This is a genomic window from Amantichitinum ursilacus (genome assembly GCF_001294205.1).
In the GTDB taxonomy this organism is placed as follows: Bacteria; Pseudomonadota; Gammaproteobacteria; order Burkholderiales; family Chitinibacteraceae; genus Amantichitinum; species Amantichitinum ursilacus.
In genome coordinates this window covers 286,772-300,102 of the sequence record NZ_LAQT01000001.1, presented here as the reverse complement: position 1 = coordinate 300,102, position 13,331 = coordinate 286,772, and the positions used below count along the sequence as shown (strand labels likewise).

Here is a 13,331-nt window from a genome sequence, read left to right as displayed (position 1 = left end):
TCCGAAATGTCTCAACGGATTTCTTGTGCGAGTTTGTGTTCTTGCCCTGTTGCTGGCGGCCGCCGGCAGCGCATTTGCCGATGACACCGCGTCGGCCGTGGCCGATGCCCTGTTCCCCGAAGCTGTTTCACCGACCCAACCGCCTACGGTTACGCCCACGCCTGCGCCACTACCTGCCAGCACGGCCAGCGCGGTGGCGCTGCCGACACCCGCGCCCGCGCCGCGCCCGTTGCAGCCCAATCAGGCCGTGGTGGGTGACAAGGACGGCCGCTGGCTGCTCGACAAGCTGCTGCCGCGCGACATCAAGGATAGAGCCGGTTGGAGCAACGATATTTTCACGGCCTTTGCCGCGCTCAAGATTCCCTACACGCCGTCGTATTACTGCGCCGCCATGGCAGTCATCGCACAAGAATCCACCTGGCAGAGCGACCCCGTGGTGCCAGGCTTGCCCACGATCGTTTGGGGCGAAATCGACAAGCGCATTCATCGCTTTGGCATGCCGCGGCTGGTGGTGCAGGCAGCGTTTGCCAAAAGCTCGCCCGATGGCCGCAGTTATAACCAGCGCATCGACGCCTTGCGCACCGAGCGCCAGATGAATGCGCTGTTTGAAGACATGCTCACCGAGCTGCCGTTTGGCCAACAACTGGCGGGCGACAATCCAATCCGCACCGGCGGCCCGATGCAGGTGGGCGTCGATTTCGCCACCGCGCACACCAAGGTGTGGCCGTATCCGTACAAAATTGAACGCAGTCTGCGCGACGAAGTGTTTACCCGGCGCGGCAGCGTGTACTTTGGCACCGCACATTTGCTGCAGTACCCCACCACCTATACGCAGATGATCTATCGCTTTGCCGATTACAACGCAGGGCGCTACGCCAGCCGTAATGCGGCGCTGCAAGGCGTACTGGGCAAGCTGACGCACCAGACGCTCAAGCAGGATGGCTATTTGATGAGCTACAACGGCACGGTGCCGACCAACGCCGTGACGGACAGCCAGCGCGCCTTGTTTACGTTAACCAGTCAGCTCGGGCTGTCGCGCGCACAAATGCTGGCGGACCTGAAGCAGGAGCGTTACGCCGCTTTCGCGCAAACGCAGACCTACACACGGTTTTATGCTTATGCCGACAAGACGCTGGGCAAAGTACAACCGCGTGAAGCGCTGCCGCAAATCAAGCTGGTGAGCCCCAAAATCACGCGCAAGCTAACCACAGAGTGGTTTGCCAAACGCGTGGACGGGCGTTATCAGGCGTGTCTGGCTACCAGCCCGGTCATGCCCTGAGGCACTGCGGCAGGCGGCGTGAGCAGCACTTGCTGCGTGGGATTGGCGTTGCGTTTTTGATAGCGGTCGGGCCATGCGCTATTGCGCGTATAAGGCACGGTGCGGCCCGACAACGCCAGCGCCACTCGCGTAATCATGTTTTGCGTCCGGGCGTGATGGCCATGTGCGCTGCCCATCACCAACGCAATCGCCAGCAAGGCGACAAACTGGTACGGATGCGCGCGCAAATCGCGGCCAGAGGTCCATACCCATGCCAGGCTGATGCTGGTGCCCAGCATAAAGCCACCCAATACTTCGGACTGCGAATGCAGATGCAGCACCACGCGCGATACGCCGATCGCCAGTGCAAACAACACCCCCAGCAACCACGCCACGGCTTGCACCTTGATGCCCCGGCGCTGCGACATCCACACCAGTAGCGCCGGATAAATGGTGCTGGAAAACATGGTGTGGCCGCTAAAGCCGGTGAAGTCGATGGCCTCGATACCCACACCCCAACCCAGAAACGCCACCTTGGTCAGCCCCACCAACGTAGCGCCACCGCCAAACAACACCAGCCACCAGCCCAGCGCACGCCAGGCGCGTTCAAACACCATCCACAACGTGAACAAACCCGCCACGGGCATCAGCAGCGCGGAATCACCAAAATCAGTCAGCGTGGAATACAGAATATAAGAAGTCGGATTCATGGTTTCTTTATGTTAATGGGCGACCGGCGGCCATTTGAACGCGGCGGCATGGTGGCAAACTTCGGGCCAGAACGCCAGAAAATCGGCCTCAAAACCAGCGTAATCGCGCTCCAGCTCATCCACCGCGCCCGCCAGCGCATTGGGTTGCGACAAGCGATGCACCGACATCGAATCTATGGCCTGGCGCACCGCCGACAGTTCCCGATACGCCGTCAGCCAGTCAAACTGGCGCATGCGCGGCGAGATGCTGGCCAGCCGCGGCGGCAACCAATGCGCGTGTTCATCCAGCGCGGCATAAACGCTCTGGGCAAACTGCGCCAGATCGCCGCGCCCCAGATCGGCCCAGTGCCGCGCCAGCAGATGGTCATAAAACATATCAATCATGATGCCGGCGTAACGCCGCCGCGCCGGGCTGACCCGTTCGCGACTGCGTGCAAACAGCGGGTGCGCATCGGTAAACGCGTCGATGCTACGATGCAAGGCCACGCCGTGCGCCAGATCCAGCGGCAGCGCACCCGGCAAGGTGCCTTTGACAAAGTCGCCAAGCAAGGCGCCAGTCTTGTCCGCCGCGCTGGGCCCGCCCAGTAGCGTATGCGCCAGATAATTCATGCCATCACCGCTAACAGAGGGCGCGCGCTGAACTTTTGCGCCGCCAACGGGCCTGTGGGCATATCAATCACAAAACAAACGTGGAAACCGCACATGTCGTGGTTCAAGACTATTCTCGCTTCGGTGCTGACCGCCGCCACGGGCAACCCGCACCGTAATCTGCATTTTGATCCGGCGCGGCCGCATCACACGCCCACCGGTTTTCGTAACCGCTATCCGCACAGCCGTCCCAGCGGCGAAGATTTCCGGCGCTGGCGCGCAGAACGTAAAGCAAAAGGCCTGCCACATCCACCCTCGTCCGACCTGAGCGCCGTGGCGCCCGATCTGGCGTTGCTGTACGGCAATCGCACCCAGGACACAGTCAGTTGGGTGGGGCATAACACGCTGCTGTTGCAAACCGGAGGGCTCAACATCCTGACTGACCCGGTGTTTTCAGACCGATGTTCGCCGGTGCAGTTCGCCGGGCCCAAGCGCCATCAGCCGCCTGGCATCGCGCTGGACCAACTACCGCATATCGATCTGGTCTTGCTGTCACACAACCATTACGACCATCTGGACGCGCGCAGCGTACACGCGCTGATGCAGCAAGCAGGCGGGCCGCCGGTGTTCGCGGTGCCGCTGGGGCTGGATTTCTGGTTCAAGCGTCATGTCCCCAAGCTACCGGCTGATCACCTGGTCTGTCTGGATTGGTGGCAGACCGCCGATGTGGCCGGCACCACGCTGACCTTTGTGCCAGTACAACATTGGAGCGCGCGCACGCCGTTGGACCGCAATGCCACGCTGTGGGGCGGTTGGGTGCTGCAAAAGGCCGGTTTCCGCTTCTTTTTCTCGGGCGACCTGGGTTACTCGCGTGACATCGCCGACATCGCCGAACGCTTTGACGGCTTTGATCTGGCCGCGATCGGCATCGGCGCATACGAACCGCGCTGGTTTATGCAAAGCCAGCACATCAATCCGGACGAAGCCGTGCAAATCATGCAGGAACTCCGCGCGCGCCAGGCCATCGGCATTCATTGGGGCACGTTTGAACTTGCTGACGAGGCACTTGATCAGCCCGCGCTGGACCTGGCCGCAGCGCGGTTGCAGCATGGCGTGGCCGAGGACGCTTTCTTTGTGTTGCGCCACGGCCAGACCCGCGTGCTGCAATCGGCGGCCGAAACGCACGCCGCTTCCAATCTGTAGAACATTTGTTCTATAATCCGCCATCACTTTCCAACCGCACCCGGCAGGACACCAATTCATGGACGACAACAAAAGCAAGGCGCTCGCCGCCGCCCTGGCCCAGATCGAACGTCAGTTCGGCAAAGGCGCCGTGATGAAGATGGGCGACAACCAGATCGAAAACGATCTGCAAGTAGTTTCCACCGGGTCGCTGGGTCTGGATCTGGGCTTGGGCGTGGGCGGTTTGCCGCGCGGCCGTATCGTCGAAATCTTCGGGCCGGAATCGTCCGGTAAAACCACGCTGTGTCTGCACGTGGTGGCCGAAATCCAGAAGCTGGGTGGCACTGCGGCTTATATCGATGCAGAAAACGCACTGGACCCGATCTACGCGCAAAAGCTGGGCGTTAACGTGGGCGAAATGCTGATTTCGCAACCGGACACCGGCGAACAAGCGCTGGAAATTGCCGACATGCTGGTGCGGTCGGGCGGCGTCGACATCATCGTGGTCGACTCGGTGGCGGCGCTGACGCCCAAGGCCGAAATCGAAGGCGAAATGGGTGACGTGCACGTCGGCCTGCAAGCGCGTTTGATGAGCCAGGCGCTGCGTAAACTCACCGGCAACATCAAGCGCACCAACACTTTGGTGATCTTTATTAACCAGCTGCGGATGAAGATTGGCGCAATGATGCCTGGCCAGAGCCCGGAAACCACCACGGGTGGTAACGCGCTCAAGTTCTACGCTTCGGTGCGCCTGGACATTCGCCGTATTGGTTCGGTGAAGAAAGGCGAAGAAGTCATCGGCAACCAGACCAAGGTGAAGGTTGCCAAGAACAAGGTTGCACCGCCGTTCCGCGTCATTACTTTTGACATCCTGTACGGCGAAGGCATCAGCCGCGAAGGCGAAATCGTCGAGCACGGCGTTACGCACAAAATCGTTGAGAAGGCGGGCGCCTGGTATAGCTACAACGGCAACAAGATCGGCCAGGGCCTCGAAAACTCGCGCCAGTATCTGAAAGACAATCCGGAAGTGGCTGCCGAGATCGTGCAGAAAATCCGCGAGAAGATTGGCATCAGCAGCGCGCCGATTGAAGTGGGCGGTTCGATTTCGGATGAAGCCGAGCTGGACGCTTAAGCATTGCCTACCCAAGCCCCGGCGCCAGGTCAGTAAAGATGAGCAGCAAGCGTGACCCCACGCCCACTGCGGCTGACCTGCGTAACCGGGGCTTGCGTTTATTGGCGCGGCGCGAGCATTCGCGCGGCGAAATGCACAGCAAGCTCAAGCCCTACACGCCCGACGAAGAAACGCTCAATGCCTTGCTCGACGATTTTGAAGCGCGCAAATGGCTATCGGACGAACGCTTTGCCGAGCAATGGACGCATTTCCGCTCGGAGCGTTATGGCAGCCGCCGGCTTGCCGCCGAGCTGCGGCAGAAAGGCGTGGCTTCCGAAGTGATTAACGAAGCGCTCGACCAGGTGCGTGATGGCGAAGCCGAGCGCGCCCATGCGCTGTGGCAGCGGCGTTTTGGTCAAGCCAGTGACGACCCGAAAGAGCGCACCAGGCAATTACGCTTTCTGGCAGCACGCGGTTTTTCTCCTTCCGTCATCTATCGCATCGTCGGTGGCGCAATGGATGACGAATTCGATGTCAGCGGCGACGAAGACTAGGCGGGTCGCGCTTGCGCTTGCCGCAGCACTTCCCGCGCGATCCTCCCTGTAGCCTGCTCGACTTTCCCTCGCCTCAAACCGGAATCACCTACCCGGTCACCCGACTTTCTATCAGCCCGCCGCGCCGGGGACGGTCGCGCGCCTAGCCTGCGCACTTAACCCGTCTACACCCCCTACAACTCCCTCTGCCCCGCTCCGCCGTCTGTCTGGCCGAGAAAGAAAAGCCGTCGCATTTGCGCTAAATCAGCACGCTCGCGCCAGACTATCTACCTTGGGTTGTGCCATATTGTCACTTCTTGCTTAGCAAACTTACAGCAGCGTCTTCTGCATACAGTTTTAAAATAAGAAACACACCAACGCAGCAGATCACTTAAAACGTTGACGCAAGGCCGGCATGGATGCCGGAAGTGGGGAGATAGATTTGATCGTCCGTTGCTACGCCCGGTTAGCATGCAGTGGGGCACTGCATGAGTAGCCGCAACATTCCCCTCAGCGACGAGATGTCGTTTGAACAAGAAGCGCTGCCGGTCGCGGCCGACTTCGAGCGCTGGCGCGTCCTGATCGTCGACGACGAACCCGACGTGCATCAGGCCACCACCTTTGCGCTGAAAGAAGCCGTCATCCTGGACAAGCGCCTTGAGTTTCTGCACGCCTATAACGGCGAACAGGCGCTCAAGCTGCTGGCCGCCGAACCCGATATCGCAGTCGTTCTGCTCGACGTGGTCATGGAAGGCGAAGAAGACGGCTTGCTGGTGGCGCGCGCGATTCGCGATCAACTCAACCTGCAGGAAATCCGCATCGTATTGCGCACCGGCCACCCTGGTTACGCGCCTGAATATCAGGTCATTCGCGATTACGGCATCAACGATTACAAGACCAAATCCGATCTGACTCAAGTCCGGCTGATGACCACGCTGACAGCGGCCATCCGCTCGTATCAGCAACTCAAAATCATCAATACCAGCCGCCGTGGTCTCGAAATGATCGTCGAGGCTTCTGCGCTGCTGTTCGAGCGACGCTCGCTGGAAAGCTTTGCCGCTGGGGCGCTCACGCAACTGGCCGCGCTGTTGGGTTTGCCGCCTGACGGCCTGATCTGCACGCACCAACCGCGCGGCGCGGGCATCAGCCCGCCGCAAGACTGGACCATCGTCAGTGCAGCTGGCGAACTGCAACCGCTAATAAACCAGCCCTTGCATGCACTGGATAAGCCCGATGTGCTCAACGCCATCGAGCACGCCATTCGCTCACGCAGTTCGATTTATGCAGCGCGCTATACAGTGCTGTATCTGCGCCGGGCGTCGGCACAAGAAGCCGCGATTTATCTGGATACGGGTCGCCCTATTCCGCTGGCCGATCAGCAATTGCTGGAGATTTTCTGCAGCAATATTGCGGTCGGTTTCGAAAATATTGCGCTGTTTAAACAACTGCAAGACCTCGCCTATATTGATCCGCTGTGCCATATCCCCAATCGCACGCAATTTGTGAGCCGGCTTAACCATTTGCTGCAATATCCTCAGCCGGACCAGATTGTGGTATTGCTTGATATTGCCCAGTTTTCACAAATCAATGACGCATTGGGCCATTTGATTGGCGATCAGTTATTGCAAAGCGTCAGCCAGCGCTTGCGCGCATTGGTGCCGCCTTCAGTGGCATTGGCACATATTGGCGTGGATTTGTTTGGCTTGGCCGGGCGCGAAAGCGATATCGGACTGGATCGGCTGCATGCGGCATTCGCCAAGCCGTTTAACGTCGGTTCGCATTTATTGCGCATCAAAATCACCAGTTCGGCCGCGCGGCTGACCGACACCGAATCCACCGGCATTGGCTGCCTGAAAGACGTGACGATCGGCCTTAATCTCGCCAAACGAGAAGGCCCAGGCAGCTTTACCTGGTATTCGCCCGCCATGAGTCTGGCTTCGCGCCAACGGCTGGACTTACTGCACGACCTGGAAGCCGCCATTCGACAACAGCAATTGCTGGTGTATTACCAACCGCAAATCTCGCTGACTGATGGCGCGGTCATTGGCATGGAAGCGTTATTACGTTGGCCGACTGCCAACGGCCAGTTTATCGGCCCCGATCGCTTTATTCCGCTGGCCGAACAATCCGGTTTGATTATCGAATTGGGCGACTGGTTATTGGGCAAGGTATGTGAGCAGATTGTGTCCTGGCGCAACGAGGGCTTGGGCGATCTGAAAGTGGCGATTAATGTCTCGATGGTGCAATTCAATCACGACACGTTGGTCGACCAATTGGCCTTGCGTTTACGCCAATACGGCGTCAAGCCCAGCCAGATTGAAATCGAAATCACCGAATCAGTGGCGATGCAAACGCTGGAAGATGTGATCGACACCATCCGCCGCCTTAAACAATTGGGCGTGACGGTGTCGATTGATGACTTCGGCACCGGCTTTTCCTCATTGGCGTATTTGCAAAAGCTGAATGCCGATCGCCTGAAAATTGATCGCAGTTTTATCCGTGAGATTGGCGTTAATGAAGGCTCACTCAGCATTGCCGAAATGGTGATTAATCTGGGCCACAAATTGGGCATCGCTGTTTTGGCCGAAGGCGTTGAAACCGCCGAGCAAGCCGCATTGCTGCGCGCTTCAGGCTGTGACGAAGCGCAAGGATATCTGTTTGCCAAACCCGCGCCCGCACGCATGTTGGGACAATGGCTGCGCGAAACCCAAGGCCGCGTCGCGTTAAGCCAGGCAGCGAGCGCAATCAGCCACACCGTAAGCCCGTCAGCGTGATCGTGCTTTAACGCGAAAGCGGCGGCACGTTGCCAACCGGAGGTTGCAACCACGCATCCCACGGTGGCGTGTCGCCCCATTCGCTGTGCAGAAACGCGATAAACGCCCGCACCTTGGCCGATACATGACGTCGGCTGGGGTAGATGGCCTGCAACGCCAGTGCGGGCAGATGGTAGTCCTGCAGCAAAGGCACCAGCGCGCCCGAACGCAAGTCATCACCCACCAGAAACGTTGGCTGCAAAATCACGCCTTCCCCCGCCCGCGCCGCCGCCACCAGCACGTCCCCGTTATTAGCGCGCATGACCGATCTCACCGGCACGCTGCTGCGCCGCTGTTGCGCGTCGGTAAAACTCCAGGTTTCGCCCTCGGCGGCATAGCTATAGGTCAGCGCGCGGTGCTCGCGTAATGCCTCGGGCGTCGTCGGCGTGCCAAAGCGCATCAGATAACCCGGCGCAGCGCAAACCACCACGCGGATGGGCGTAATCTTGCGCGCCACATACGACCCCGGCATTTGCGCCGCGATGCGCAACCCTAAATCCAGCCCTTCCTCCACCAGATCAACGCTGCGATCAGCCAGCGAAATATCCAGCTGCACCTGCGGATAGCGCGCGCAAAACTGCGGCAGCAAGCTGGCCAGATGACGCGTACCCAGCGACACGGGCGCGGTAAACCGCAGCGTGCCGGTGGGCTCGGCATCGTTGCTGCCGATCTCGCTTTCCGCTTCGGCAATGTCGGCCAGGATTTGCTGGCAGCGCGCCAGATAAATACGGCCGGCATCGGTTAACGCCAGCCGGCGCGTGGTGCGCTGCAGTAGCCGTGCCTCCAGCCTGCTTTCCAGATCGGCCACCAGCCGCGATACCACCGAACTGGAAACGCCCAGTTTGTCCGCCGCGCCCACAAAGCTACCCGCCTCGACGACGCGCACAAATACCGCCATTGCCTGCAATTTATCCATGTGCGCCCTTTCCTTTGTTGCGCCATCTGGCCGTCGCGGCGGTAGCGTAATCCGCCCGCGTTATTTTAGCTAACCGCGCGCTACAAGCGCTGTACCTGGCTAAGCTGGAGTACAGCCGCCGCACTGCGTACACTGCGCGGCCATCCCCGCCCGTTTGACCGGAACACCGCCCCATGCCCGACACGCCCGCCGCGACACCGTCCAGCCCCGATTCCACCACGCAACCCAAGCCGCGCAACCTGAGCAAGGGCGCCATTATCCTGCTGGGCACGCTGACTGCCATCGGCTCGATTTCGATCGATATGTATCTGCCCGGCTTTCCGGCCATCGAGCGCGATCTGCACGCCACCGCAGGCCAGGTGCAATGGACGCTGGCCAGCTTCTTTATCGGCCTGGCGCTGGGCCAGTTGTTCTACGGTCCGATTTCGGATCGCTTTGGCCGCAAGCCACCCATGTATGTCGGCATGATGCTGTACGCGCTGGCTTGCGTCGGCTGCATGATGGCGACGTCGATCGAATGGTTGATTGCCTGCCGCTTTGTGCAGGCGCTGGGCGGATGCGCGGGCATGGTGGTGGCGCGCGCGGTGGTGCGCGACCGCTGCGAACCGCGCGAGGCGGCCAAGGTGTTTGCCTTGCTGATGCTGACCATGGGTCTGGCGCCCATCCTGGCCCCCTTGTTGGGCGGAAGCCTGGTGGTGTTTGCCGGCTGGCGCGTGCTGTTTGCGGTGCAACTGGCGTTTGCGGTGATTTGCTTGCTGGGCATGCATTTTGGCCTGACCGAGAGCCACAATCGCGACACCGCGCAACCGCTGCATCTGGGTCGCATCCTCGGCAGCTATTTTAATCTGCTGCAAGACCGCTGGTTTGTGGGCTACACCCTGGCCAGCGGCCTCGGCTGGGCGGGCATGTTTGCCTACATCACCGGCTCGCCCTATGTGCTGATTACCCTGCACGGCATCAAGCCCGAGCATTTTGGCTGGGTATTTGGCAGCAATGCGTTCGGCATGATTTTTGCGGCGCAGATCAATAGCCGTCTGCTCAAGCACTTTGAGATCGACAGCATTTTGCGGCGCGCTTTGTGGGTGCCGATGCTGGCCGGCATCGCGCTGGCCGCCGTGGCGTGGCTGCGACTGGAAACGCTTACCCTGTTGCTGTCGGGCCTGTTCTGCTTTGTGGCCAGCCTCGGTTTTGTCGGCCCCAACGGCTCGGCTTCGGCGATGCGCCACCAGGGCCAGCGCGCCGGTCTGGCCTCCGCGCTGATGGGCAGCCTGCAATTTGTGCTGGCCACCGTGGTTGGCACGCTGATGGGCGCCTGGCAAGACCCCAGCGCGCGCCCGCTGACCACCTTGATGGCGGTGTGCGGCATCCTCGCGTTTACGGTGCATCGGCTGCTGGTCGTGCGCGTCGAAGACCCGCGCAACGCACAACCGCATTAATCGCTGCCCGCCGCACGCTGCTTGCTGTCGCGGCCGCCCCGCATCAGGGCGCGCCGCTATCCTCTACCGGGCGTTTGCACTAGAATCACGGGTTCCTTTTCATGTGTGACTTGCCCCAGACCATGACATCCGCTGAGATCCGGCAGAAGTTCCTCGATTTTTTCGCCTCGAAGGGCCACCAGATTGTGGCTTCTTCGTCGCTGATTCCCGCCAATGACCCGACGTTGCTGTTTACCAACGCGGGTATGAACCAGTTCAAAGACGTGTTCCTCGGCTTTGACAAACGTCCGTACACGCGCGCCACCACGGCGCAGAAAGTGGTGCGCGCCGGCGGCAAGCACAACGATCTGGAAAACGTGGGCTACACCGCCCGCCATCACACCTTCTTTGAAATGCTGGGCAACTTCAGCTTTGGCGATTATTTCAAGGAAGACGCGATCAAATACGCGTGGGAATTCCTGACCAGCCCGCAATGGCTGGGCCTGCCGTCCGAAAAACTGTCGGTGACGGTGTATGCGGAAGACGACGAAGCCTACGACTTGTGGCACAAAACCATAGGTGTGCCGGCTGAACGCATGATCCGGATTGGCGACAACAAAGGTGCCAAATACGCATCCGACAACTTCTGGACCATGGGCGACACCGGCCCGTGTGGCCCGTGTACCGAGATTTTTTACGATCATGGCGCGCATATTCCGGGCGGCCCGCCTGGCTCACCGGATGAAGATGGCGACCGCTTTATCGAAATCTGGAACAACGTATTCATGCAGTTCAACCGCGACGAAGCGGGCGTGCTGCACAAGCTCCCCAAGCCGTCGGTGGATACCGGCATGGGCCTGGAGCGCATTGCTGCGGTCATGCAGCACGTTAATTCCAATTACGACATCGATCTGTTCAAGCAACTGATCGCCGACGCGCAACGCGTTACCGGCGCGGCCGACATCAACAGCCCGTCGCTGAAAGTGATTGCCGACCACATCCGCTCCTCGGCGTTCCTGATCGCCGACGGCGCCCTGCCGGCCAACGATGGTCGCGGTTATGTGGTGCGTCGCATCGTGCGTCGCGCTATCCGCCACGGCTACAAGCTGGGTCAGAAGGGTTTCTTCTTCCATCAACTGGTGGCCAAACTGGCCGAGCTGATGGGCGATGCTTATCCGGAACTGCGCCAACGCCAGAGCGCCATCGAAGACGCGCTGCGCCTCGAAGAAGAGATCTTCGGCCGCACGCTGGAAAACGGCATGGCGCTGCTCGAATCGGCACTGGCCGGCGACAAGAAAGAACTCGACGGCGCAACGGCGTTCAAGCTGGCCGATACCTTCGGGTTTCCAATCGATCTGACCGCCGATGTCTGTCGCGAACGCAATGTCACGGTCGATATGGCCGGTTTCGAAGCCGCACTCGAAGCGCAACGCACGCAATCGAAAGCGGCTGGCACGTTCAAGATGGCGGCAGGTCTGGCCTATGAAGGCGAAGGCACCTGCTTTCATGGCTACCAACAAGCCAACGCCGACGCCACCGTACTGGCGCTGTATCGCGGCAACGAGCCGGTGCAGCAACTGCAAGCCGGTGAAGATGGCGTGGTCGTACTCGACAACACGCCGTTTTATGCCGAATCGGGCGGCCAGGTGGGCGACACCGGCGAAATCGCTGCGGCTGGCGGCATTGATGCGCTGTTCGACGTAACGGACACCCAGAAAGTCAAAGCGGATGTCTTCGGTCATCAAGGCCGTCTGGTGCGTGGCACGCTGAAAGTGGGCGACCGCGTCGCCGCCAGCATCGACCAGCACAAACGTAGCGCCACCCAGCGCAACCACTCCGCCACTCACTTGCTGCACGCCGCATTGCGCGAAGTACTGGGCAAGCACGTCGAGCAAAAGGGCTCGCTGGTTAACGCCGAACGCACCCGTTTTGACTTTAGCCACCCGAAGCCGGTGACCGCGGAAGAGCTGGCGCGCATCGAAGCGCTGGTTAACCACGTGGTAATGCATAACCACGAAGTACACACCGCCAATATGAGCTACGACGACGCCATCAAGGCCGGTGCAATGGCGCTGTTTGGCGAGAAGTACGGCGACGAAGTGCGCGTGCTGAAGATGGGCGATTTCTCCACCGAACTGTGTGGTGGCACGCACGTGAGCCGCACCGGCGATATCGGCTTCTTTAAAGTGCTGTCGGAAGGCGGCGTGGCTGCCGGCATCCGCCGCGTGGAAGCCACCACCGGCGAAGGCGCACTGGCATTGGTCCAGCAACAAGAACGCGAACTGAAAGCCGCTGCCGCACTGGCGCAAGCGCAGCCGGGCGAGCTGCTGACCAAACTGGAAAAGCTACAAGACAACGCCAAGGCGCTGGAAAAAGAGCTGGCCAAGCTGAAAGGCCAACTGGCCGCCAGCAAGGGCGACGAGCTGGTCAACAACGCCGTCGCCATCGGCAACGCCAAAGTATTGGCGGCCGAACTGCCGGGCGCGGACACCAACGCGCTGCGCGAAACGCTGGACAAGCTCAAAGACAAGCTGGGCAGCGCGGCCATCGTGCTGGCAGCAGTCGCCGACGGCAAAGTCAGCCTGGTGGCTGGCGTTACGGCCGATCTGACCAGCAAGGTCAAGGCGGGCGAACTGGTTAACTTTGTGGCGCAGCAAGTGGGCGGCAAAGGCGGCGGTCGTCCGGATATGGCGCAGGCGGGTGGCACGCAACCGGAAAACCTGGCGACGGCCCTGTCCGGCGTGCAGGCCTGGGTTAGCGCCAAGCTGTAATCGGCAACCGATTCAAGGCATTACCGCAAACCCG

10 protein-coding genes are annotated in these 13,331 nt (G+C 60.4%); 7 read left to right on the top strand and 3 right to left on the bottom strand.

All coding sequences use genetic code 11. From position 1 onward, the window contains the following. The first annotated feature begins 25 nt into the window (after window positions 1-25). Entirely contained in the window at window positions 26-1,279 is a 1,254-nt protein-coding gene (locus WG78_RS01275) for a DUF1615 domain-containing protein (RefSeq protein ID WP_161805045.1), read from the top strand. Here the strand turns inward: WG78_RS01275 and WG78_RS01270 are convergent. Both WG78_RS01270 and WG78_RS01265 read right to left on the bottom strand, forming a co-directional pair. Next, a complete protein-coding gene (locus WG78_RS01270; RefSeq protein WP_053935965.1) occupies window positions 1,243-1,968 on the bottom strand; it encodes a phosphatase PAP2 family protein in 726 nt (241 codons plus the stop codon). The two genes, WG78_RS01275 and WG78_RS01270, sit on opposite strands and share 37 nt — an antisense overlap. A 12-nt stretch (window positions 1,969-1,980) precedes the next feature. Further along, entirely contained in the window at window positions 1,981-2,577 is a 597-nt protein-coding gene (locus WG78_RS01265) for an acyl carrier protein phosphodiesterase (protein ID WP_053935964.1), read from the bottom strand. A gap of 93 nt (window positions 2,578-2,670) precedes the next feature. On the opposite strand from WG78_RS01265, the gene WG78_RS01260 reads away from it, so the two are divergent. The 4 genes from WG78_RS01260 (at window position 2,671) to WG78_RS01245 (ending at window position 8,156) form a co-directional block, all read left to right on the top strand. After that, window positions 2,671-3,759: an MBL fold metallo-hydrolase gene (locus tag WG78_RS01260; RefSeq protein WP_053935963.1), complete on the top strand. Its 1,089-nt coding sequence runs from the start codon at window positions 2,671-2,673 to the stop codon at window positions 3,757-3,759. Between the two features lie 58 nt (window positions 3,760-3,817). Continuing rightward, window positions 3,818-4,870 carry a recombinase RecA gene (gene recA / locus WG78_RS01255; protein ID WP_053935962.1) on the top strand — a complete coding sequence of 351 codons (1,053 nt, stop codon included), beginning with the start codon at window positions 3,818-3,820 and terminating at the stop codon, window positions 4,868-4,870. Between the two features lie 38 nt (window positions 4,871-4,908). After that, entirely contained in the window at window positions 4,909-5,403 is a 495-nt protein-coding gene (recX, locus tag WG78_RS01250) for a recombination regulator RecX (protein ID WP_053935961.1), read from the top strand. 467 nt (window positions 5,404-5,870) lie between these two features. Continuing rightward, window positions 5,871-8,156 (top strand): putative bifunctional diguanylate cyclase/phosphodiesterase, encoded by a 2,286-nt coding sequence (locus WG78_RS01245; protein ID WP_053935960.1) that lies wholly within the window; start codon window positions 5,871-5,873, stop codon window positions 8,154-8,156. A gap of 7 nt (window positions 8,157-8,163) precedes the next feature. On the opposite strand, the gene WG78_RS01240 is transcribed toward WG78_RS01245, so the two are convergent. Continuing rightward, window positions 8,164-9,111 carry a LysR family transcriptional regulator gene (locus WG78_RS01240; protein WP_053935959.1) on the bottom strand — a complete coding sequence of 316 codons (948 nt, stop codon included), beginning with the start codon at window positions 9,109-9,111 and terminating at the stop codon, window positions 8,164-8,166. A 173-nt stretch (window positions 9,112-9,284) separates the two neighbouring features. Here WG78_RS01240 and WG78_RS01235 point away from each other — a divergent pair, with 173 nt between their 5' ends. After that, entirely contained in the window at window positions 9,285-10,547 is a 1,263-nt protein-coding gene (locus tag WG78_RS01235; RefSeq protein WP_083458684.1) for a Bcr/CflA family multidrug efflux MFS transporter, read from the top strand. A gap of 122 nt (window positions 10,548-10,669) precedes the next feature. Then, entirely contained in the window at window positions 10,670-13,297 is a 2,628-nt protein-coding gene (gene alaS / locus WG78_RS01230) for an alanine--tRNA ligase (RefSeq protein WP_053935958.1), read from the top strand. Window positions 13,298-13,331 lie beyond the last annotated feature (34 nt).

Bases quoted from the DNA above. Each gene is read 5' to 3' on its own strand.
- WG78_RS01270 (WP_053935965.1), bottom strand. From the start codon at position 1,968: ATGAATCCGACTTCTTATATTCTGTATTCCACGCTGACTGATTTTGGT.
- WG78_RS01265 (WP_053935964.1), bottom strand. From the start codon at position 2,577: ATGAATTATCTGGCGCATACGCTACTGGGCGGGCCCAGCGCGGCGGAC.
- WG78_RS01260 (WP_053935963.1), top strand. From the start codon at position 2,671: ATGTCGTGGTTCAAGACTATTCTCGCTTCGGTGCTGACCGCCGCCACG.
- recA (WP_053935962.1), top strand. From the start codon at position 3,818: ATGGACGACAACAAAAGCAAGGCGCTCGCCGCCGCCCTGGCCCAGATC.
- recX (WP_053935961.1), top strand. From the start codon at position 4,909: ATGAGCAGCAAGCGTGACCCCACGCCCACTGCGGCTGACCTGCGTAAC.
- WG78_RS01245 (WP_053935960.1), top strand. From the start codon at position 5,871: ATGAGTAGCCGCAACATTCCCCTCAGCGACGAGATGTCGTTTGAACAA.
- WG78_RS01240 (WP_053935959.1), bottom strand. From the start codon at position 9,111: ATGGATAAATTGCAGGCAATGGCGGTATTTGTGCGCGTCGTCGAGGCG.
- WG78_RS01235 (WP_083458684.1), top strand. From the start codon at position 9,285: ATGCCCGACACGCCCGCCGCGACACCGTCCAGCCCCGATTCCACCACG.
- alaS (WP_053935958.1), top strand. From the start codon at position 10,670: ATGACATCCGCTGAGATCCGGCAGAAGTTCCTCGATTTTTTCGCCTCG.